At 43.5% G+C, this 20,388-nt stretch carries 18 protein-coding genes and 1 pseudogene; 14 read left to right on the top strand and 5 right to left on the bottom strand.

Translation table 11 applies throughout. From position 1 onward, the window contains the following. Positions 1-84: 84 nt before the first annotated feature. The 4 genes from CXF72_RS09850 to hypF all read right to left on the bottom strand — a co-directional run bounded on the left by CXF72_RS09850 (position 85) and on the right by hypF (position 4,862). Positions 85-819 (bottom strand): DUF1538 domain-containing protein, encoded by a 735-nt coding sequence (locus CXF72_RS09850; RefSeq protein ID WP_101038789.1) that lies wholly within the window; start codon positions 817-819, stop codon positions 85-87. 541 nt (positions 820-1,360) lie between these two features. Then, positions 1,361-1,888 carry a hypothetical protein gene (locus CXF72_RS09845; protein WP_101038788.1) on the bottom strand — a complete coding sequence of 176 codons (528 nt, stop codon included), beginning with the start codon at positions 1,886-1,888 and terminating at the stop codon, positions 1,361-1,363. A 14-nt stretch (positions 1,889-1,902) separates the two neighbouring features. Then, positions 1,903-2,406 carry an aminoacyl-tRNA deacylase gene (locus tag CXF72_RS09840; RefSeq protein WP_198552561.1) on the bottom strand — a complete coding sequence of 168 codons (504 nt, stop codon included), beginning with the start codon at positions 2,404-2,406 and terminating at the stop codon, positions 1,903-1,905. 167 nt (positions 2,407-2,573) lie between these two features. Beyond that, complete coding sequence (gene hypF / locus CXF72_RS09835; protein WP_157823229.1) at positions 2,574-4,862, bottom strand: carbamoyltransferase HypF; 2,289 nt, start codon at positions 4,860-4,862, stop codon at positions 2,574-2,576. A gap of 388 nt (positions 4,863-5,250) precedes the next feature. Between hypF and CXF72_RS09830 the strand changes: the two genes are divergently transcribed. From CXF72_RS09830 to CXF72_RS19825, 12 genes are all read left to right on the top strand, one after another. Beyond that, positions 5,251-7,014: an NAD(P)H-dependent oxidoreductase subunit E gene (locus CXF72_RS09830; RefSeq protein ID WP_101038786.1), complete on the top strand. Its 1,764-nt coding sequence runs from the start codon at positions 5,251-5,253 to the stop codon at positions 7,012-7,014. Positions 7,015-7,031: 17 nt separating this feature from the next. Then, complete coding sequence (locus CXF72_RS19585; protein ID WP_198552560.1) at positions 7,032-8,324, top strand: 2Fe-2S iron-sulfur cluster-binding protein; 1,293 nt, start codon at positions 7,032-7,034, stop codon at positions 8,322-8,324. Between the two features lie 11 nt (positions 8,325-8,335). Beyond that, positions 8,336-9,823 (top strand): Ni/Fe hydrogenase subunit alpha, encoded by a 1,488-nt coding sequence (locus CXF72_RS09815; protein WP_101038785.1) that lies wholly within the window; start codon positions 8,336-8,338, stop codon positions 9,821-9,823. A gap of 208 nt (positions 9,824-10,031) precedes the next feature. Continuing rightward, entirely contained in the window at positions 10,032-10,556 is a 525-nt protein-coding gene (locus tag CXF72_RS09810; protein ID WP_101038784.1) for a hydrogenase maturation protease, read from the top strand. Beyond that, on the top strand, positions 10,549-10,893 hold the full coding sequence (hypA, locus tag CXF72_RS09805) for a hydrogenase maturation nickel metallochaperone HypA (RefSeq protein ID WP_101038783.1): 345 nt from the start codon (positions 10,549-10,551) through the stop codon (positions 10,891-10,893). Before CXF72_RS09810 ends, hypA begins: the two co-directional genes overlap by 8 nt. Continuing rightward, positions 10,894-11,700, top strand: a complete 807-nt coding sequence (gene hypB, locus CXF72_RS09800; protein WP_101038782.1) for a hydrogenase nickel incorporation protein HypB — start codon at positions 10,894-10,896, stop codon at positions 11,698-11,700. An 11-nt stretch (positions 11,701-11,711) separates the two neighbouring features. Then, positions 11,712-11,945, top strand: coding sequence for a HypC/HybG/HupF family hydrogenase formation chaperone (locus tag CXF72_RS09795; RefSeq protein ID WP_232784938.1), 234 nt, complete (start codon positions 11,712-11,714; stop codon positions 11,943-11,945). Between the two features lie 37 nt (positions 11,946-11,982). After that, positions 11,983-12,993 (top strand): hydrogenase expression/formation protein HypE, encoded by a 1,011-nt coding sequence (gene hypE / locus CXF72_RS09790; RefSeq protein WP_101038781.1) that lies wholly within the window; start codon positions 11,983-11,985, stop codon positions 12,991-12,993. Continuing rightward, on the top strand, positions 12,993-13,823 hold the full coding sequence (locus tag CXF72_RS09785; RefSeq protein WP_101038780.1) for a formyltransferase family protein: 831 nt from the start codon (positions 12,993-12,995) through the stop codon (positions 13,821-13,823). The genes hypE and CXF72_RS09785 overlap by 1 nt, the downstream gene beginning before the upstream one ends. A 216-nt stretch (positions 13,824-14,039) precedes the next feature. After that, positions 14,040-14,906, top strand: a complete 867-nt coding sequence (locus tag CXF72_RS09780) for an enoyl-CoA hydratase/isomerase family protein (RefSeq protein ID WP_101038779.1) — start codon at positions 14,040-14,042, stop codon at positions 14,904-14,906. After that, a complete protein-coding gene (gene hypD, locus CXF72_RS09775) occupies positions 14,893-16,011 on the top strand; it encodes a hydrogenase formation protein HypD (protein WP_157823228.1) in 1,119 nt (372 codons plus the stop codon). Before CXF72_RS09780 ends, hypD begins: the two co-directional genes overlap by 14 nt. Positions 16,012-16,371: 360 nt before the next feature. After that, positions 16,372-16,563: a DUF523 domain-containing protein gene (locus tag CXF72_RS19825; protein WP_232784937.1), complete on the top strand. Its 192-nt coding sequence runs from the start codon at positions 16,372-16,374 to the stop codon at positions 16,561-16,563. 685 nt (positions 16,564-17,248) lie between these two features. Here CXF72_RS19825 and CXF72_RS09765 read toward each other — a convergent pair. Next, positions 17,249-17,883 (bottom strand): annotated as a pseudogene (locus CXF72_RS09765) (SDR family oxidoreductase). 1,167 nt (positions 17,884-19,050) lie between these two features. On the opposite strand from CXF72_RS09765, the gene CXF72_RS09760 reads away from it, so the two are divergent. Further along, a complete protein-coding gene (locus tag CXF72_RS09760) occupies positions 19,051-20,040 on the top strand; it encodes a sensor domain-containing diguanylate cyclase (RefSeq protein ID WP_101038777.1) in 990 nt (329 codons plus the stop codon). Positions 20,041-20,065: 25 nt separating this feature from the next. Next, on the top strand, positions 20,066-20,371 hold the full coding sequence (locus tag CXF72_RS09755) for a hypothetical protein (RefSeq protein ID WP_101038776.1): 306 nt from the start codon (positions 20,066-20,068) through the stop codon (positions 20,369-20,371). Positions 20,372-20,388: the final 17 nt, after the last annotated feature.

Genomic DNA, 20,388 nt, shown 5'->3' with positions numbered 1-20,388 from the left:
GCAGAAATCCAAAAATAATGGTCGCAATAGGAATGACATCGACCACAGTATCAATAAAGGTATCAAAGAATTGCGTCAGGCTTATCATGATAAAAACATTCCATAAAGCATCACAAAGATCATTGGTAACAGCGACGCAAAGGCAATCAAACCAAATCCGTCTATCATCGGGTTTCGGCCTTTAATGGATGATGCCAGCCCGATACCCAAAGCTGTAACCAGAGGGACTGTGATGGTCGAGGTGGTAACGCCGCCGGAATCGTAAGCGATACCTATGATGGTCTCGGGGGCAAACCAGGTAAGTACAACGACCCCAATATAACCGCCAATAATCATAATATGGATAGGCCAGCCTTTCAGTATACGCACCACACCGAGCACAATAGCTAACCCCACGGAAAGGGCCACCGTCACTCTTAATCCATTGGCGTAATCATCCATTTCTTCAATAGTGTGCGGAATCACTCCACCTTCAGCTGCCACTTGTGCCGCTTCATTAGCCACTGCGGTTAATGCCGGCTCGGCAATAGTCGTTCCAAAGCCTAAACAAAATGCAAATAAAATCAGCCAGAAGAGACTTCCTTTTCGGGCGAAAGCTTGCGCCATGCTTTCACCAATGGGAAATAACCCCATGTTCAAACCAAAAATGAAAAAGGTCAGCCCTAGAATGACAAAAAGCAGGCCAAAAAGAATGGATAATATATTTGGAAGGGGTTCTTGTAATACCACAAATTGAAAGAAAGCGATCACGCAGATGATAGGCAGAAGATCACGAAAGCTTCCCAACATTGCTTTAAATAACGCAATCATTGCTTTCATGGCTTCTCCCTGTAGAATATTTCCCTGCTCTTAGATTGCTCAAAGTTTAAAGTCACGTCCACTACTATCTCTTTTTTTTTATAAAAATGAGAACTTTAGCGCGATTGCTCCAAGATGAAATATCAATGCGTTATATTACTTTAAATCATTTAATTAAATAAAAAGTTATTTATTAGTAAAATAAAAGCAATTAAAAACACCCTGTCACACCATTCAAAAGCTTAGAATTTCCCGTGAATATCGGCTGATAAAATGGCTGCCAGAAAGCAACAAGCCAAAGCACTTTGTACCGTGGTAAATGGATGATCCCAGTTACCGGGCATAGTCATCATGAATAGTCACCGAGCTTTGAATCAGCAGACTCAAGCGACTTATTTTAATAATTATTATGGCTAAAATAGCCGTGTCGCACCAAGACGTTCATAAAATGTGGTTCTAAAGCTTAGAGGGTTACAAAAAAAGCACCATGCCAGTGGCTTCCCACACAGCATAGTGCTTTTTATGAGCAAGAATAATTGCCAGAAGCGTAATGTTAATTTTTTTACCTACTATTTTTTTTATAAAATATCTTCATTAAAAAATAAATAAAAGTACGAATAATTATGTAAAGCGTAATTATCAACAATAGCCATTTTAGCTCTTGGGTAATACTTGGATATTCAACTAGCCTATAAAAAGTGTAATTACCTATATTTGTCAAAATAAAAAAAACCCATAAAACCAAGGTGATGGCAGTTATTACTACATGTTCTAGAGCCGACAGGGTGTGCTCTCCAAACTCTCCTTTTTTGCACTTGTGATACTTCTCTGGAATAGTGTATCTCCAAAAGTATGCTGCGTAACAAGAAACGGCAAAAATAGGTATGCTCATGAACATTGGCGCTGATGACTTCCCGCTACGTTGAATGACTGATGCGTAACCCATGTACTCCGAAAAACTCATGGTGAACATGGAGAAAACCCAAAAAAACAAGACTGTAAAAACACTCCACTTTAATACGTTTTTAGCAGGATTGTGTTCGGTTCGAAACCATCGGTCAAGAAGCTTAAGCAATTCAAATTCTTTCATTATTTATTCCTGCGTTAAAAGTTTATTAAAAGCTTGGCTAGAAAAAAGACCCATGATTTATGAACGTCTTGGTGTCGCACCCCCTTTAATAAAGTGTGCAATGCTTTACCATCAATATGCACCATATGTTGATGATCTCCTGCTTCAAAAAAAACATTAGCCAGCGTCAACAGGCGCTGATCCATAAAAGTTTCCAGTTTATAGGCGGGACCCAATGGCGGAATCGCACCGGATTGACAGTCGCTAAATAACTTATTAATTTCATTTTCTTCCGCGAGTTCAAATCCCCGGTCGAGTTCCTCTTTCATTGCCTTTAGTTTGAGCCAATGATGTCCCGGAATAATCACCATGGCATAACCCTGCGTATCTTTGACAATGACCGCCTTGGCAATATGATCTTCGGGAATATGCAGCGCTTCGGCACTATCACGACTGCTAGAGGTTTTTGGATGCGCCACCAGCTCATAATCAATTTGATGTTTTAATAAATAAGATTTTACCGTTTCTGCCATAGCCATAGTTTTCTCCTTATAGTGCTTAGTTTGTCTCATACCTCTTTTAGGGATTTTGCTTCAATCCAGTACGCTCCCTTATAAGGTTCTCATTGAATAACGCTTTAATTAACTCAAAGTGTCGTCCGGTACACAGATATTTACTCGGGTTGATTAAGCGATTTAATTGCCGCTCATCGGCCATTACCCAAAGCGTCATGCCAAGCTTGATAAGCCCCCCTTATCTGTCCCACACAGAGACTGGCATCATTAGCGGGTAACTTTTTATGCCACAAAACTGCTATCCCCTGTTGCTGTAAAAGTGCTGAGGTTGTTTCAATCAGCAGGGTATTTTGAAAACATCCTCCGGTTAATAACAGTTGCGTGACGTTATAATGCTGTGCGATTTTCAAAATAATAGCGGCAGCACTGTTATGAAAACGCCTGGCAATAACGGCGGATGAAATATGATTGCCGATGTCGACAATGATCCCTTCGAGCATAGGCCGCCAGTCGATAATATTGGGGGTCACGGAAAAATCAACCGGCACTGCATAAATTCCACTGTCCTTTGAGGTTTTCGCCGCAAATTCCAGGCGCATTGCAGCTTCGCCTTCAAAACTGTTGATCTGTACTAAATTCAGCAGACTGGAAATGCCGTCAAATAATCGGCCCGCACTGCTGGTTGAGGGGCTGTTGATATTATTGGAGAGCATTTTTGAAAGCTGCTTAATGGTTGATAATGCCAAGGTCGATAATGACTTAACAACGTCGTTCGAGGCAATATTTTTACCATAAATTTCATATAAAAGCGCGATAGCCACCCGCCTAGGCTCTTTGATAGCGGCCATCCCGCCGGGTAATTTAAAAGGTAAAAAAGTAGCCACTCTTTGCGGCTTATCGGCCGCAATAAGCATAAATTCCCCTCCCCACAGAGTGCCATCTTCACCATAGCCGTTTCCATCCCAAACCGCAGCAAATGCCGAGTCGGTTATGCGATGCTCGATCATCGCCGCATAGAGATGCGCCGAATGATGCTGCGTGCTGATAACGGGCAGATGCAGATCCATGGCCAATTGCGTGGTCAGATAGTCAGGATGCAGATCGCAGGCGACAAAGTCGGCCGTCACTCCCATTAAACGGCTCATGATTTGCCGAGTGCTTTGATGGCGATTAACCGCTTTGACATTATCAAGTGAGCCAATATACTGGCTTAAATAAAGGCGCTTGCCTTGGCTGATGGCGATGCTGTTTTTTAATTGCCCGCCGAGCGCCAGTATCGAAGGGTACTCAGTATCTAAGGTCAAATAATCAGGTACATATCCGCGCGCACGCCGTAACAGCATCGGCTCATGGTTCACAAATTTCACAATGGAATCATCTAATCCCTGATATATTTCCCGATCGTGGATCAAAAATCCATCCACCAGCTGGCTTAGCTCCTCGAGTGCCTGCTCATTATCACAACAGACCGGCTCGCCACTGCGATTGGCACTGCTCACCACCAGCGGTTTATTAACCGCCCGGCAGATAAGCTGATGCAGCGGAGTATAGGCTAACATAACCCCAAGATAAGGATTATCCGGCGCGATCGCCGGGCTGAGCGATCGATTGCTGTATCTGTTTTCCAGTAATACAATAGGTGCAATCTCACTGATCAGCAGTAACTTCTCCTGATCTTCAAGCAGACAATCAGCTTCGATCAGTGATAACTGCGAATACATAAGCGCAAAAGGTTTTTCCGGACGCCGCTTTCTCGCCCGCAGCCGTAAAACCGCCTGGTGATTGCAGGCATCAACCATAATATGAAAGCCGGTTAATCCTTTTACCGCAAGGATTTTACCCGCCTGCAGCGCGTCAATGGCAAGGGTTAAGGCTGCTTCTTTTTCGGCAATTCTTTGCCCATTATCATCAACAAAACTCAGCTGTGGCCCACATTTTTCGCAGTTAATTCCCTGAGCATGAAAACGCCTGTCCATCGGATTCTTATACTCGGTTAAACAATCCTCGCACATCGGAAAAGCATTTAAGGTTGTATTGCAGCGATCAAAGGGTAACTTCTTAAGAATACTGTAGCGCGGGCCGCATTGGGTACAGCTGATAAAGGGGTAGAGATAACGTCTATTTTCCTCGGAAAAAAGCTCATTTTGGCAGTGTTTACAAATCCCGATGTCCGGTGAAATGCTCACTAAACCCTCATTCTGTCCGCTGCTCTTCAAAATATGGAATCCGGTCTCATTTTTGTTTTCTATCTGTTTATAATTAAACTGCTCAATTTTTGCCAGAGCCGGCGCTTTTGACTGCAGTTGTAGCAAAAATTCTTGAGTGTCTAAAAATTCACCCTGTATTTCAATTAATACCGACTGCTTGATATTACGCACCCAGCCGGACAGATTGAGCTCGGCGGCAGTCACAGCAACAAAAGGCCTGAAACCGACCCCTTGTACCCTGCCTTGAACACTTATTCGATATCGCTGTTGCACAGGCACACCTTGCTGAATTTTAGAGAATATGAAGAAAATAATGAGCAGCGGAAGTTATTCAATTTTCTAATAATTAATTCTGTTGTTATTATTATAGGAGTATCTGCATTGTTTAATTAAGTTAAATAATTAAATTAAATAACGGATTTAGTCTATCTTTAAAAGGGTTGCATCGATTAATTATTGGCGCTCAAACCTAAGCATTTAAGCCGCAATAAAAGGTCTTAATCGTTACCTCAAGCATCAAAAGAACTAATCATTTAAAAGGAAAAATCAGCACTAACAAGTTGTGAGCTTGTGCTCACTTCATAAAATCATATAGAACGATTTTAACCGCTAAGGGTGAACACCTTTTGAGTTATTTTGTGATAATGAGGAGCCTTTAATAATGAACAAAGCGCTTGCCGCACTGATCCATCAACAAGTCAAAGTGTATCGGGGCGATGCCACTTATCTATTACAGATACTGCGACATATCCAATTTTTCTGCTCACATATTCCCGAGCAGGCGATTCAGCTGCTGTCCTTCGAATTGAAAATATCAATCCCTAAAATCAGGGCGCTGATTGAGTTTTATCACTTTCTCCATTATCAGCCCAGAGGCGATTATGATATCTATATCAGTGACAGCATCATCGATCATATGTCCGGTAAAAATGAAATTACCTCTTATCTCTGTGAAAAACTCAAGGTTAAATTAAATCAACCCAGAGCAGACGGACGGGTAACAGTGGCCAACACTTCCTGTACAGGCATGAGTGATCAGGGACCTGCGGTTTTAGTTAACGGTTTAGCATTAACCCGCCTGAGCCGAAAAAAAGTCGGCCAGATGGTGGCTAAAATTGAGGGAAAGATTGCCGTTGAAGCGTGGCCAAAGTCATGGTTTAACGTCGCTGATAATATCCAAAGTAAAGGGGTGTTATTAAATTCTGAAATTAAACCCGGAGAGGCTATTAAAAAAGCGCTGGCAGCAGATCCTCACGACAGCCTTACCGAAATTGACAAGTCCGGCCTGCGCGGCTGTGGCGGGGCCGGTTTTAAAACCGCTGAAAAATGGAAATCCTGCCTGTTAAGCGACGATAATCGACGTTATGTGGTTTGTAATGCCGATGAAGGTGAACCCGGTACCTTTAAAGACCGCGTTTTACTGAACAGTTATGCCGAACAGTTAATTGAGGGAATGACCCTTTGTGCTTATATTATTGGCGCTCAAAAAGGCATTATTTATCTGCGTTATGAATATCAGCATCTTCATAAAAAGCTTCAGGAAACATTACAGACACGCCGCGCTGCTAACTTATTAGGCACGCATATTTTAAACACTGAACTGAGTTTTGATATTGAAATATTTATGGGAGCGGGTTCCTATGTCTGCGGTGAAGAATCCGCTTTGCTCGAATCCCTAGAGGGCCGTCGCGCCATCCCGCGCATCCGGCCGCCTTATCCGGTTACGCACGGTTACTTAGGTAAACCAACTGTGATCAACAATGTAGAAACTTTTTGTTATGCCGCACTTATTATAGAAAAAGGCGCAGACAATTTTGCACAGCAAGGGCTTGCCGGCTTTAGCGGTTGTAAAATTTTAAGCATCAGCGGCGATGTAGAAAAAGCGGGAATATACGAGATACCTCTGGGAATGCCGGTCAAAAATGTGCTCAATTTATGCGGCGCACAATCTGTTCAAGCTGTTCAGGTTGGCGGCCCCTCCGGTGCTTTGATTATCCCCGCTGAATTTAGCCGCGTAATTTCCTTTGACTCTCTCAATACCGGCGGCTCTTTTATGGTGTTTAACCACAGCCGCGATATTCTGGAAAATGCGCTTAACTTTACCCATTTCTTTATGCAGGAAAGCTGCGGGTTTTGTACACCTTGCCGAGTGGGAACTAAACTTATCTGTGATTTAGCCGATAAAGTCGCCACTGGGCAAGGTGCCAGACTGGATCTGGACAGCATAAAACAACTTAACCATGTGATGAATGAAATGAGCCATTGCGGGTTAGGTCAAAGAGCCGCACACCCCCTGTTAGAAACATTAGAAAAATTTCCCGAGTATTTTGTAAAACGCATGACAGATGTTGAGTATCAGCCTTCCTTTGATGTGGAGAAATCGATTCAGCGGGCGATTGATATCGTTACCATAGAGAGCAATTGATAGGGTTATTGATGGTTATGAGCAAGCGAAGCAATACCTTCACCATAGATGGCCGGGCGATCCCTTTTATAGTGGGAGAGACAGTGATGCAGGCCGCCATTAAAGCCAATATCTATATTCCGCATTTATGTTTTAATCCTGAATTTACCCCTAATGGCAGTTGTAAACTTTGTACCTGCGACATTAACGGCCGTAAAAAATCATCCTGCTGCACCGAGGCCCAGCAGGACATGCAGGTCAACAATGAAACCCATGAACTTACTGGCATGAGGCGTACTCTGGTACAAATGTTGTTTGTCGAAGGTAATCATTACTGCCCTTTTTGCGAACGCAGCGGTAACTGTCAATTGCAGGCCTTAGCCTATGATTTAGGGGTGACCGATCTGCATTTCCCGCAGTTTACCGCACACCGAAATGTCGATGCCAGTCACCCGGATCTGATGCTCGATCTGAACCGCTGTATATTTTGTGAGCTGTGTATTCGTTCCAGTACCGAAGTCGATCACAAAGATATCTTTACCATTGCCGGCCGCGGCATTAATAAAAGACTGGCCATTAACTCAAAAAGCGGCCTTTTAAAAGACAGCACAATGAAGGTCACCGATAAATCAGCTCATATTTGTCCGGTAGGCTGCATTATCATTAAAGGGGAAGGTTTTAAAACCCCGATTGGTGAGCGACTTTATGATCAGCACTCAATTCGCGATGTTGGTAATCTCCGCCCCGACAGTGCTGTCAAAGCAACAACGCCAATGCAGGCAGAGAAGCCCAAGAAAAAACTAAAATTGGCGACTTGCTCACTGGCCGGATGTTTCGGCTGTCATATGTCCTTTCTTGATATGGATGAACGCCTTATCGAGTTGCTTGATAGGGTTGAACTGAGCCGCTCTCCCTTGAACGATATAAAAACCTGCGCACCCGATTGTGATCTGGGATTAATTGAAGGGGGGGTCTGTAATACGGAAAATATTGCCGTACTCAAACATTTTAGAGAAAGTTGTAAAATTATTATTGCCGTGGGCTCTTGTGCTATTAACGGCGGCGTCCCTTCACTGCGCAATAATATTGATGTTAAAGACTGTTTAGATGAAGCTTATCTTAACGGCATTGGTCTAGTGAACCCGAAGATCCCTAGCGATAAAGAGCTGCCCTATCTGCTTGAAAAAGTTTACCCGATTCATGAAGTTATTAAAGTCGATTATTTTCTGCCCGGTTGTCCGCCTCCTGCTGATGCTTTCTGGAAAATACTCAATGATTTGCTGGACGGGAAAGAGCCGGAATTACCCTATAACCTATTACACTTTGATTGATGGACAACCCTATGGATCATTCATTAGACACAGCAGAAAACAGCGAAAACCTGAAAAGATTTGTGATTGAACCTGTATCAAGGGTGGAGGGACACGGTAAGGTGACGCTGCTTGTTGATGATAATAACCAGGTGCAGCAGTGTCGCCTGCACATTGCAGAGTTTCGAGGATTTGAACGTTTTATTCAAGGGCGTCCCTATTGGGAAATTCCCATTTTAGTGCAGCGACTTTGCGGCATCTGCCCGGTCAGCCATCATATTGCCGCCGGCAAGGCGATTGATATGATTAGCGGTGTCACGGAGCTCACCGAATCCGCCTATAAATTAAGATTACTACTGCATTACGGGCAAACTTTACAGTCCCATGCGCTGCATTTTTTTCATCTAAGCTCACCCGATTTCCTGTTTGGTTTTGAAAGTGACCTTACCAACAGAAATATCGTCGGCGTGATTCAAAAACACCCGGAGCTCGCGCTTCAGGGAGTCAAGCTTCGCAAGTATGGTCAAGAGGTGATCCGCGTTATTTGCGGTAAGCGCATCCACGGCACGGGTTGTATTCCGGGTGGCATGAATAAGCCCTTAAGCCGCGAGGACAAGCACTATCTTCTTGGTGACACTGAGCAGATGGTAGCATGGGCAGAGTGCGCGGTTAAAACGGCTCGAGATTGTTATCTGGCTAATGAGCCTTTCCACAAAAATTTCGCCGGCTTAAGGTCCAATTATTTAAGCTTAGTCGGTAATAATGGCGAACTGGATCTTTATCACGGTAAATTAAGGTTAAAAGATGCCAATGGTAATCTGCTCTTTGATAAAAAGGATTATTGCGATTATCAAAATCTGATCCAGGAAGAGGTTAAATCATGGACCTATATGAAATTTCCTTTTATTAAAACAATGGGCAAAGAATCAGGCTGGTACCGCACCGGCCCCTTAGCACGAGTCAATAATTGTGATTATATTCCAACGCCGCTGGCTGAAATTGCGCGTCAGGAATTTGTCGCCTATGGCGGTAAAGAGCCAGTGCATTCAACTTTAGCCTACCATTGGGCGCGCATGATAGAAGTGCTTTTTTCTGCCGAAAAAATCAAACAGTTACTGCACGATCCAATGATTACCGGGACAGATCTGATTGTTCAGGGCAAACGCCAGAGTGAAGGGATAGGCGTAGTTGAAGCACCGCGCGGAACGCTGTTTCATCATTATCAGGTGGGTGAAGATGATCTGATCACTAAAGCCAATCTTATTGTCGCAACCACCCATAACAATACAGCCTTAAATGAATCTATCCGCATGGTGTGCAGCCAGCAAATTAACGGCCGGGAAATCAGCGAAAAGGTATTAAATAATATAGAAGTTGCCATTCGTGCTTATGATCCCTGTTTATCCTGTGCAACCCATGCAATCGGCAGAATGCCGCTAAAAGTTGAAATGCGCCACCAGCAAAGCGGAGAGCTTATCAACCGATTGAGTAAGGATATCGACGGCACTTTGCATCGGTGACGATGACATTAAAAAAGACAATCCTATTATTCAAAAAACAGGTCGTAATGGAAAAGCCTATCAGCAAACGTTAAACCTGTTTATTCGCTGCAAGACATGCAATCAGCAGAATTGAAAAGAGGTAGTAATGGAGAAAGCCTATCAGCAAGCGCTAAACATTTTTATTCGCTGCAACGCATGCTATTCGTAGAATTGAAATGAGGTCGTAATGGATAAAATCGGTCAGCAAACATTAAACCTATTTACCTGGGGTAATCCAAGTCGAGGAGATGATGCGATCGGCCCCGCGCTGCATCAATTTATTAAACAGTTTATCACCCGCTTTGCCCTTCAACATATTCAACTGATCGAAGATTTTCAGCTGCAGCCGGAGCATGTCTGCGATATTACCGATAATGCCTGCGTGGTTTTTATCGATGCCCGTTATCAAGGAGAAAGCCCCTTTCAGATTGAAGCTGTTAGCGCTAACAATGAGCTCGGTTATACCACTCATGCATTAAGCCCGGCCGCATTAATGGCAATTTATGCACAAACACAAAACAAACCATGTCCGCCCGCTTTTCTCTTCTCTGTTCGCGGCTACTCTTTTGAACTCGGCGCTCCCTTATCCAAACAGGCGCAAGTAAATATCACACTCGCCACGCAATTTTTAAAGGAGCTGCTTTCCTGTCAAAATCCACGGCAGCTACTGCAGCAAGCCATCCTCAGCGCAAAAGATAAAGAAAATGCATGAATTATCCATTGCTGAAAGCATTATTGAACTGCTGGAAGAACATGCAGTCACGCATAAATTTAAAAAGGTGACTAAAATTATATTAGAGATCGGCGTATTAGCCGGAATAGAAAAGTCAGCACTGTTTTTTTGTTTTGATGCAGCCGCGCAAAACAGTCTCGCAGAAGGGGCGGAACTGCTGATTGAGGACAAACTTGCCAAGGGGGTTTGCCGGCATTGCCATCTGCAGGTCACCGTCACAGATTGGTATCAACCCTGCCCCTATTGCGGTCAACTGCTCATTAATATTACTGATGGTGAGCAGATGAACATTAAATCTTTAGAAGTGGAGAATTAAATGTGTAAAGTCTGCGGTTGTAATCACGCTGAAGTGACCATGGAAGGCACACAGCATCAACACCATCAGCATCTTGATTTTGATGGTGTTGATGTTGAACAGCCTTGGTCGGCGGTTTCTGCAAACACCTCGCGAATGATTGAAATTGAACAGAATATTTTGTCCAAAAATAATTATTACGCCAAGCAAAATCGCGAGCAATGGCTGGCCGATCAAATTTTCTCAATCAATTTTATCTCCAGTCCCGGATCGGGTAAAACCACGTTATTAACCGAAATCATCCTGTCTATCAAAGCGCAGCATTGTATTTACGTGATTGAAGGGGATCAACAAACAGCCCTTGATGCCATGCGGATCAGAGAAACCGGAGTTCAAGCACTACAGGTCAATACCGGCAAAGGCTGTCATCTGGATGCGCACATGGTCGGTCATGCGGCTGTGGATCTGAAAATGCAGAAAAATGCATTTTTGTTTATCGAAAACGTCGGTAACCTGATTTGTCCGGCGGGCTTTGATTTAGGAGAAGCACATAAGGTGGTTATTCTATCGGTCACCGAAGGCGAAGATAAACCCTTAAAATACCCGGAAATTTTCCATGCTGCCAATCTGATGGTGATTAACAAAATAGATCTGCTGCCCTACGTAAATTTTGATCTGCAGCAGTGCTGTGCTTATGCAAAACAGATCAATCCCGAGATTGAAATTATTCAGCTTTCCGCCACTTCCGGTGAAAATATGGAACAACTGAATGATTGGTTGATTGCCGGAAAAGCGGAGCTGCAATCCGGCAAAATAAAATTATTATAAGAGAGCAATTTATGTGCCTAGCAATTCCCGGACAGGTTATTTCAATTAATCAATCAGCGAAGCCTATCACGGCAAAAGTTAATTTTAGCGGGATCATAAGAGAAGTGGTGGTTGAATGGATTGATCAAGTTGCAGTGAACGACTACGTGATTGTTCATGCCGGATTTGCAATCAGTAAACTGGATCAACAAGCGGCTTTCGAAACCCTGCAACTTTTTGATCAATTTGATCAGCAGCAGGAATAAACCCTTCATCCATAAACCACAAAAATGAGGTTAAGCTATGGCATCAGCAAACATTAAAATGGCCCATGGCAGTGGCGGCCGCCTTGCCAATGAACTTATCAATGAGCTGTTTTTTCCGGCCTTTGACAATCCGATTTTAAAGCAGGCCAATGACGGTGCATTATTAACGTTAGACAGCAGGCGCTTGGCTTTCTCCACGGATTCCTTTGTGGTTAATCCCTATTTCTTCTCCGGAGGCAATATTGGCGATCTTGCAGTTAACGGCACGGTGAATGACATTGCCATGTGCGGTGCGCTGCCGCAGTTTCTCTCCGCAGCCTTTATTCTCGAGGAAGGTTTGCCTATTACGCATCTAAAAAAAATAGTGAACAGTATGGCTGCCGCTGCACAGGCGGCACAAGTGCAGATAGTAACCGGCGACACTAAAGTGGTCGAGCGCGGCGCTGCGGACGGCATCTTTATTAATACCTCAGGAATAGGAATCATTCAGCATCAGCAGCAGATAGCGCCGCAAAATGCACAGGCTGGCGATGTTGTTATTACTAATGGTTATATCGGCGACCACGGCATTGCCATCCTATCGCAGCGCGAAGGTTTATCTTTCGAAACCACTATTCAATCGGACACCGCCGCTCTGCATACTCTGGTCGCCAGCATATTAGCGGCTTCTGCTAATGTCCATGTACTACGCGACCCCACCAGAGGCGGTATTGCCGGCACCCTGAATGAAATAGCCCAGGCCAGCCAAATAGAAATTCGCCTCGAAGAGTATGCGATTCCGATCCACGATTCGGTACGTGCGGCCTGCGACTTGTTAGGACTGGATCCTTTGATCGTCGCCAATGAAGGTAAACTGCTTACCATTGTGCCGTTAGCTGACAGCGGCAAAGTATTAAAAGCGATGCAGCAGCACCCGCTTGGCAAAGAGAGTGCCATTATCGGTCGAGTATTAAATCAACATATCGGTAAGGTGACCCTTGAAACCAGTATCGGCAGTTTAAGAGTGGTTGATATGCCACTCGGCGAGCAGTTACCGAGGATCTGTTAATGGAGGACTGGTTATTAATTAAACTTGCCAATAAAAAATGTCTTTTCCTGTGCTCTGCATTTAATGGATTGAGTCAGAAATTTTGGGTTAATTTCTCCTTTTTATTTAAAGAAAGCCGCTTAATACTGGGGATTGATCCCGCCGCTATTAGAGCATTTCAGCCGGACCTGATACTTTGCCCTTTTTTGAAGGACTTTATTCCCGAGGAAATCTGGTCTGCAATCCCCTGTTTTATCGTCCACCCCGGCCCTGCGGACGAAGCCGGCCCGAGCGTATTAAACTGGGCAATTTTAGAAGGAAAAACCCATTGGTCAGTCACTATTATTCAAGCCGATGCACACTGGGATGGCGGTCCCGTTTGGGCACAGGCCAAATTTAAACTGCCCGTAGCTTCCTTATCCAGCATCTATCGCCAGCAAGTCTCGGACACGGCGCTGCAATTGCTTCCTCTGACGTTAAGCCGTTATTATTCAGCCGAGAAACCACTGTTAACTGCCCCACCCGTCTATAGAATGAGAATAACGCAGCAGCAGTTGCGCATCACCTGGGATCGGCCAACAGCTGAAATAATAAAAAAAATTAATGCAGGAGACAGTAAGCCGGGCGCTCCGGCAATGATCAACGATAATCACTACCTGCTTTTCGGCGCGCAAACCGGCGAATCAGCGCTGCGTTTAAACGACTCACCACCAGGAATGATTATTCGGCAACAGGATGGTCAAATCTGTGTCAGTACAGCGGATGGCTGTGTGTGGATTGCACGCATGGCACGCAGCGCTGAAAAGATCAAAATCAGGCCGGTAGATCTGCTGGCACAATCATCAGAGTAATAGACAATTAATATGCAGGAAATCAGCTCTCAGGAAGGTGGTTCTGCTGGCACAATCACCAAGACAATAAGTGAAATAATATGCAGGAAATCAGCTCTCAGGAAGGTAGTTCTGCTGGCACAATCACCAAGACAATAAGTGAAATAATATGCAGGAAATCAGCTCTCAGGAAGGTAGTTCTGCTGGCACAATCACCAAGGCAATAAGTGAAATAATATGCAGGAAATCAGCTATCAAGCACGCAACAATGTGGGACATATTAAATTTCCTATCCATAACGGCGCGATGGATTTAAGCCATTGCCGGCAGCTTTTGCACACCATTGAACTTGCCAAAGAAGATCATGCCTGCAAAGTCATTATTCTCTGGGGAGGGCCTGATTTTTTTTCCAACGGAATTGACTTAAATGCCGTTCATCTGCAATACAACGCTTCTATTCTTGCTTATAAAAACCTCAAAGCATTGAACAACATAGTGCATGCTGTTTTAACCGCCAACACTAAATTGGTGATTAGTGCCCTGCAGGGCTCAGCTTCTGCCGGCGGTGTGATGCTGGCAATTGCAGCTGACCTGCGCTATGCCCGGAAAAACATAGTACTCAATCCCTCCTATGCAAATTTAGGGCTGTGCGGCTCTGAGTATTGGTCGGTACTTTTACCCGCCATCATAGGCTATGGTTTTACTCAAAAACTGATCTATGAGGCCAGCCCCGTCTCAGCCGCCGAGGCCCTGCGTCTGGGATTGATTCATCAGATCATTGATGGTGAGCCCGATACTTTTGAAGAGAATATAACCGCCAAAGCCGAATATTTAGCCTCAACCAATATCAATGCCCGCCTGGCAGCCAAAAGCGTGCTTAATCATCACTTACTTGCACAGATGGAAACCCAGGTAAAACTGGAATTAGAAAAGATGAAAGACTGCTGCAATCATCCGGAATTTGAATCGGCAAGAGGCCGTTTTGTAGAAAAGAACGGCCACCAGCAGCCCTTATTTCTAAACGCCGCGGCAGGCAATATTCAGCAAAAAAATAAACGGGATGACCAGGATGACAACACATATGAAGCGAATGACAATACATAAAAAATTCAATCCGGATGCCTTTAAAGACCGGGAGATTGTTAATAGGCTGACGCAGGAGATAAAATTACTCGCAGCGCGAATGGCCCCGCTAAAAATCATGCATATTTGCGGCGGCCATGAAAATGCCATTGTCCGCTACGCCATCCGCCAATTTTTGCCCGCGCATATTAAGGTTATCGCAGGTCCAGGTTGCCCGGTCTGCGTCTGCCCGGTAGAGTCGATTGATGAAGCTATCACCCTTGCACTGCTTCCCGGAGTGACCCTGCTCACTTTTGGCGATATTCTACGGGTGCCTGCAACTAACAGCTCCCTAGAGGAAGCCCGAGTCAATGGCGGCAGTGTAAAAGTCGTCTATAGTCCCCTTGATGCGATTAAATTGGCACAACATTCACCTCAGCAGACCTTTGTTTTTTTCTCGGTAGGTTTTGAAACGACTGCAGCGGGCATTGCCGGACTGATCCATTCGGGGGTCCCGGAAAACCTTTTTTTTCTGATCGCCAATCGTTATATGCCGCCGGTCTTGAAATTATTGATGGAGGTCCATGATGACAGCCTGCAGGGATTTCTGCTGGCGGGCCATGCAACGGCCATTACCGGTTTAGGGGTTTATGATTTTATGCGCGACGAATTTAAGTTGCCCTGCGCCACGGCAGGTTTTGAACCCGTTGATATCCTGCTGGCGATTCGCGAACTGTTAACACTTATCAAAAACGATCAGCATCAAGTGATTAACTGCTACAGCCGCGTGATTAAAAATGAGGGCAATCTGATCGCGCAAAAATGTCTTAAAGAAGTGTTTGATCTTAAACCCGGCGTGTGGCGCGGAATCGACAAAGTGGAAGATTCTGCCTACGTGCTTAAGGATAAATACGCCTTTCTTGACGCCAGAAAACAGCTTGCCTGTAAACCGTCCTATCCGCCGCAAGCCCATCATCCGAGCTGCCTCTGTCACCGAGTGATGCTCGGCGAAGTAGAGCCGCAGGATTGTAAATTATTTAAAAAAGCCTGCACCCCGAGTAAACCCTTCGGCCCGTGCATGGTTTCCCCCGAAGGTACCTGCCATGTACGTTATAGCTATTCTGAAATCAAAATCGACTCTCTCTAATTTTTAATCAGAGCATAATCTATCGGGCTTGTTTACGGTTTTTATTGTAAGCTTATTTGAGAATGATTTTACTTTGCCTACAAGTAATGATAAATCACTGAAATGCAGTTTCGCAGTACCAAGAAGATAGCTTATCAATAGCAAGAAAATAAAGTAAAGAGAGACACTATACAGCCGCATAACGCACAGTGCTGCTCCTAATTGGCAGGTTTATGTATCAAAATTTTGAATGTCCCCGAATTCGATTGTATTTCTAATGCGTTAGAGATATTGCAAATCAACCGCTTGAAAAAACTATAATAAACGCCTCAATAGGACAAAATACAGTTGTCTATTTCTATAAAGTAAAGGGCAAAGTATATGACAAAAGTTTTGGTTAGTGCATGCATGCTTGGATGCAAAGTACGTTATAACGGCAGTGATTTAAAGCCTTCCAATAACGACTTTGACCGGCTCATAAAAAATCATAAAATAGTTTCATTTTGCCCTGAAGTCTCAGCAGGTTTGCCCATTCCAAGAATACCAGCAGAAATTCAATGCGGTGTTGGGTAAAATGTATTATCGGGTAACGCTAAGGTACTGGACAGGGATGGTTCGAGTCTCAGCGCTCAATTTTTGCTTGGGGCACAATTGGCTCTCGAAAAATGTCAGTGGAGAACATAGACTTTGCGGTATTAACTGAATACAGTCACTCATGTGGCAGTGCCAGCATTTATAATGGTCATTCTCTGCTCAGAAAAAGTTGGCAATGGCGTTACTACTGCACTGCTTAAGGAACATAATGTACAAGTTTACAGCCAGCATCAAGTCCATCTACTACAACTGAAATTTAATAAAGGTAGCTAACAAGTCAAAGCATGAATGCATTACGTTTTGACTAAAAACCAAAGGTTGTAAAAACAGCACCCGGTTATGCTGCTGTTTACTGTCATGCACTGGGATCTCGCCAAAAAGCCCTTTTTAATTCAATGAGTAGGTCTGGTATTATGTTAATGGCTGTAACATTCTAGTTGCGGCACTCATAGCAGTTGGCTGCGTTGCATATCAGATCCACCCATTAGTGATTTATTTTAATTTTTTAGCAATTTATCAGTAAGTTATCGTCATTTATGGAAGCCTCTCTCAAGTCGGCTCATACTGAGGTTAAAACGTAAATAACAAAGGCCAAGATCATACTGGCCTGATATTCACCTGTGACCCCGGGCGAGTTAAAGAGAACGTCTAGTGAATGAATTAATTAATTTAATACATCTGCTAGCATTTTATCGCCGTTAAATAATTCAAAGACTTTGCCGCCCAGCTCCAACTTGCCTATTGCGCAGGTCAGTACGTTGGCAACATCCTCGCGGTTAATGATCATTTCCTGTTTGCTTCCGGGCCTCAGGGTTTGCACTTTACCTGTGGCGTTGTTATCTGTTAATAAACCAGGTCTGAACATGGTATAATTTAGCCCGCTGCGGATCAAATGTTCGTCGGCCATGTATTTGGCAACCATGTAAGGCCGCATTTCGTCAGTACCTTGAGAAGGATTGTCAGCGCCAATAGAGCTGACCATTACAAAATGTGACACATTAGCCGCTTTTGCGTAATCTACCGCTTTACATGCCGCCCATAAATCAATGAGCATCGTTTTGTCAGCACCTGTTTTGCCACCGGAGCCGGCACTGAAAATGACCTGATCACAATCTTCAAACGCCTGGCTGAAGTCATTTTCCAAATTCCCTTCAACAATATGTAGTTTATCACTGGAAATATCAGCCAATTTAGCTTTATCGCGCACTAAAGCTATCACTGTTTTTCCCTCGGCCAACAGTTGCTTTGTCGTCATTTTAGCGATTTGTCCGCTGCACCTATAATTAGTGTCTTTTTCATTTAATCTTCTCCTTAGTAAAGCTGCACTCACAGAATCTGCCGGTAACGACATAATCTGATAAGAGCCTATAAAACCGAAAAAGTCTTCCTAGATCACCATCTCCGGCGGATGGTGGAGATTCTTAGCTGATTCAACGTCCCCTCAACACACACACCATCAAATAGGTCACTTTGGGGACAAGCATATTATTCATCATATGCGACACCTTAATATTTTTCATTGCACCCTGCCCACTTTTGTCCAGGTCGCGATAACACCTTTTGAAACTCTCTTATAGCAAAAGAATGAATGAAGTGCTCAATGATTGCGAAGGAAAAATGAGTACTAACAAGGCATAAGTTACATTCGATCATTATTCTGCTTCACAAAAATCGTATGGAACGATTTTGAACCGCTTTAGCTGACCACAAAGTGGTGATGAACAGGATGTTCCGAATAAAACTCACAACGCAGTTAGGGATAATTTTAAAGAGTAAATAGGATCACTTTATTAATGCCTTTGGTATAACAAGAGATGGCCTGTCAACACAACAATATTAGCGCGGTTGATATTCCAAATTGCGGGAACTTATTTTATAAAATGTCAATCCAAACTATGCTCGGAAGTATCCCTTTTCAAGCATCACCCAAAACCAAAGCAAATATTATATCACTCTCTATGAGTGACATAATTGCATTAAAATAGACCAAAATGTATTCAGGTGAGCTGGTCAGTGTTGTTTTTATCAATGCCAGTACAAAAAAATCAGCCCCTTTTAGTAAGGTTTGCAGTCTAAAAACTATTTAAAAATACACCGCCCCTTTGCCATTGCATCCCACCGTACCCCCGGAGTGGTGATATCAAAAATCAAGCCTAATCGGATAAGCGGAAGTGTATTCTCTACAGCCGACTTTCGCGGGCCTCCCTTGCCATTCTCGAGGCATTAACCTTTAATCCTAAATAAGTGATTAGTGACTGATTTTTCTATTAAATATCAGTTAATACTCATGACGAGCATCGCAAGTGCAGTATCAGGAAGGATCTACAGTGGCCAGTTCTGTTATCATTAATCTCCTTGTTTTAGTTCCAATAAAGAAAATCAGGCGAGTAAAATCTTAAACTGATAAATTTGAAAAAACGTGAATGATTAAAATTGTATATTAAGGATAATTCTTAAGGGGGATTTATGATTAAACAATTGGACCTGCTGCAAGGTAATATAGATATGGAAACCCTTTTCGAATCTATGCCCGTTGCAATGGCTTTAACCGACAGAGAAGGCAGGTTGCTCCTAGTCAACCGTAAAATGGCATTGCTCAGTGGACTGAATGTAAGCGACCTTATTGGACGCAAAGTTGAAGAGGTTGGCAAAGAAGCCGCAGAGAATATAAAATATGAGTTTCGTATGTTCGATGCAGGATTAGATGTCCCGAATCGAGAATTAAAAATGGGGGACAAAATATGCTATGCATCGGTTAAACCTGTTCGTGACAAAGATGGATTAGCTGTTGGTGTAATGGCTGCTTTGACCGATATCACTAAACAAAAAAAGATTGAACGAGAGCTTGCCGAAGCCAATAAACAATTAAAATTGTTAGCCGATAATGACCCATTAACCAATTTATTAAATGCCCGTGCTTATTATCAAGTCTGTGAGCGAATGATGAGTATCGCATTTCGCCACAATAATCCATTTTCTGTTCTCTTTGTTGATCTTGACCACTTTAAAAAGATCAATGACACATACGGACACCATGCCGGAGATCTCCTTCTTAAAGCAGTCTCAGCCTGCATATCAGAAACTTGTAGAGAAAGTGACCTTATCGGTCGAGTTGGCGGCGAAGAGTTTTCTCTCTTTCTACCGGAGACAGACATCTCAGGCGCGATGATTTTTGCTGAAAAATTGCGTTCTAATATCGAGCAGTTACAGCCCACTATTGGCACAGATAAAAATATAAGTATTACAGCCAGTATTGGGGTTGCATCAAAATTGATACATCATAAAGCGATAGTAGATATTCAACGAGATGCGGATCATGCGATGTATCATGCAAAACACGAAGGCCGCAATCGGGTTTCCTGCTTATCTGTCGCGTTATGTAGAACCGGAAATGTCTCAATAAAAAAAGTAGTCGAACAAAAGGACGAAAAAATAGGACAGCCAATCTTTGGCTAAAATTTTGGCTTCAGAAAGAAGATTTATGGCTGCTGATATTATATTGATTAGGCGGCTATTTAGCGGGAAATATTATTGGAACCTGTTAACAGAAAAACGTCGTACAGTCCGTCCGCACAAAAATATTAGCGCGCAGAATGTGGGACCTGTCCTATCAATGATCACTCTGCCCAATATAAGCGATGATCGAAAGTATCCGTTTTCAATTATCACTCAAACCAAAGTCGAGATTATCTTTGGTTGCATAAGCGCATTAAAATGCCCCCAAGAGAGCTGGCAGTATCGTTTTATCAAGTCCAATACAGAAGTTTTTAGCCCGTTTTTGGCCTAAAAGTCAATTGAAAATAC

The organism is Psychromonas sp. MB-3u-54, assembly GCF_002836415.1.
Lineage (GTDB): Bacteria > Pseudomonadota > Gammaproteobacteria > Enterobacterales > Psychromonadaceae > Psychromonas.
The sequence above is the reverse complement of the archived record's forward strand: the minus strand, read 5'-3'. Positions and strand labels throughout refer to the sequence as shown.

Bases quoted from the DNA above. Each gene is read 5' to 3' on its own strand.
- CXF72_RS09850 (WP_101038789.1), bottom strand. From the start codon at position 819: ATGAAAGCAATGATTGCGTTATTTAAAGCAATGTTGGGAAGCTTTCGT.
- CXF72_RS09845 (WP_101038788.1), bottom strand. From the start codon at position 1,888: ATGAAAGAATTTGAATTGCTTAAGCTTCTTGACCGATGGTTTCGAACC.
- CXF72_RS09840 (WP_198552561.1), bottom strand. From the start codon at position 2,406: ATGGCTATGGCAGAAACGGTAAAATCTTATTTATTAAAACATCAAATT.
- CXF72_RS09830 (WP_101038786.1), top strand. From the start codon at position 5,251: ATGAACAAAGCGCTTGCCGCACTGATCCATCAACAAGTCAAAGTGTAT.
- CXF72_RS19585 (WP_198552560.1), top strand. From the start codon at position 7,032: ATGAGCAAGCGAAGCAATACCTTCACCATAGATGGCCGGGCGATCCCT.
- CXF72_RS09815 (WP_101038785.1), top strand. From the start codon at position 8,336: ATGGATCATTCATTAGACACAGCAGAAAACAGCGAAAACCTGAAAAGA.
- CXF72_RS09810 (WP_101038784.1), top strand. From the start codon at position 10,032: ATGGATAAAATCGGTCAGCAAACATTAAACCTATTTACCTGGGGTAAT.
- hypA (WP_101038783.1), top strand. From the start codon at position 10,549: ATGCATGAATTATCCATTGCTGAAAGCATTATTGAACTGCTGGAAGAA.
- hypB (WP_101038782.1), top strand. From the start codon at position 10,894: ATGTGTAAAGTCTGCGGTTGTAATCACGCTGAAGTGACCATGGAAGGC.
- CXF72_RS09795 (WP_232784938.1), top strand. From the start codon at position 11,712: ATGTGCCTAGCAATTCCCGGACAGGTTATTTCAATTAATCAATCAGCG.
- hypE (WP_101038781.1), top strand. From the start codon at position 11,983: ATGGCATCAGCAAACATTAAAATGGCCCATGGCAGTGGCGGCCGCCTT.
- CXF72_RS09785 (WP_101038780.1), top strand. From the start codon at position 12,993: ATGGAGGACTGGTTATTAATTAAACTTGCCAATAAAAAATGTCTTTTC.
- CXF72_RS09780 (WP_101038779.1), top strand. From the start codon at position 14,040: ATGCAGGAAATCAGCTATCAAGCACGCAACAATGTGGGACATATTAAA.
- hypD (WP_157823228.1), top strand. From the start codon at position 14,893: ATGACAATACATAAAAAATTCAATCCGGATGCCTTTAAAGACCGGGAG.
- CXF72_RS19825 (WP_232784937.1), top strand. From the start codon at position 16,372: ATGACAAAAGTTTTGGTTAGTGCATGCATGCTTGGATGCAAAGTACGT.
- CXF72_RS09760 (WP_101038777.1), top strand. From the start codon at position 19,051: ATGATTAAACAATTGGACCTGCTGCAAGGTAATATAGATATGGAAACC.
- CXF72_RS09755 (WP_101038776.1), top strand. From the start codon at position 20,066: ATGGCTGCTGATATTATATTGATTAGGCGGCTATTTAGCGGGAAATAT.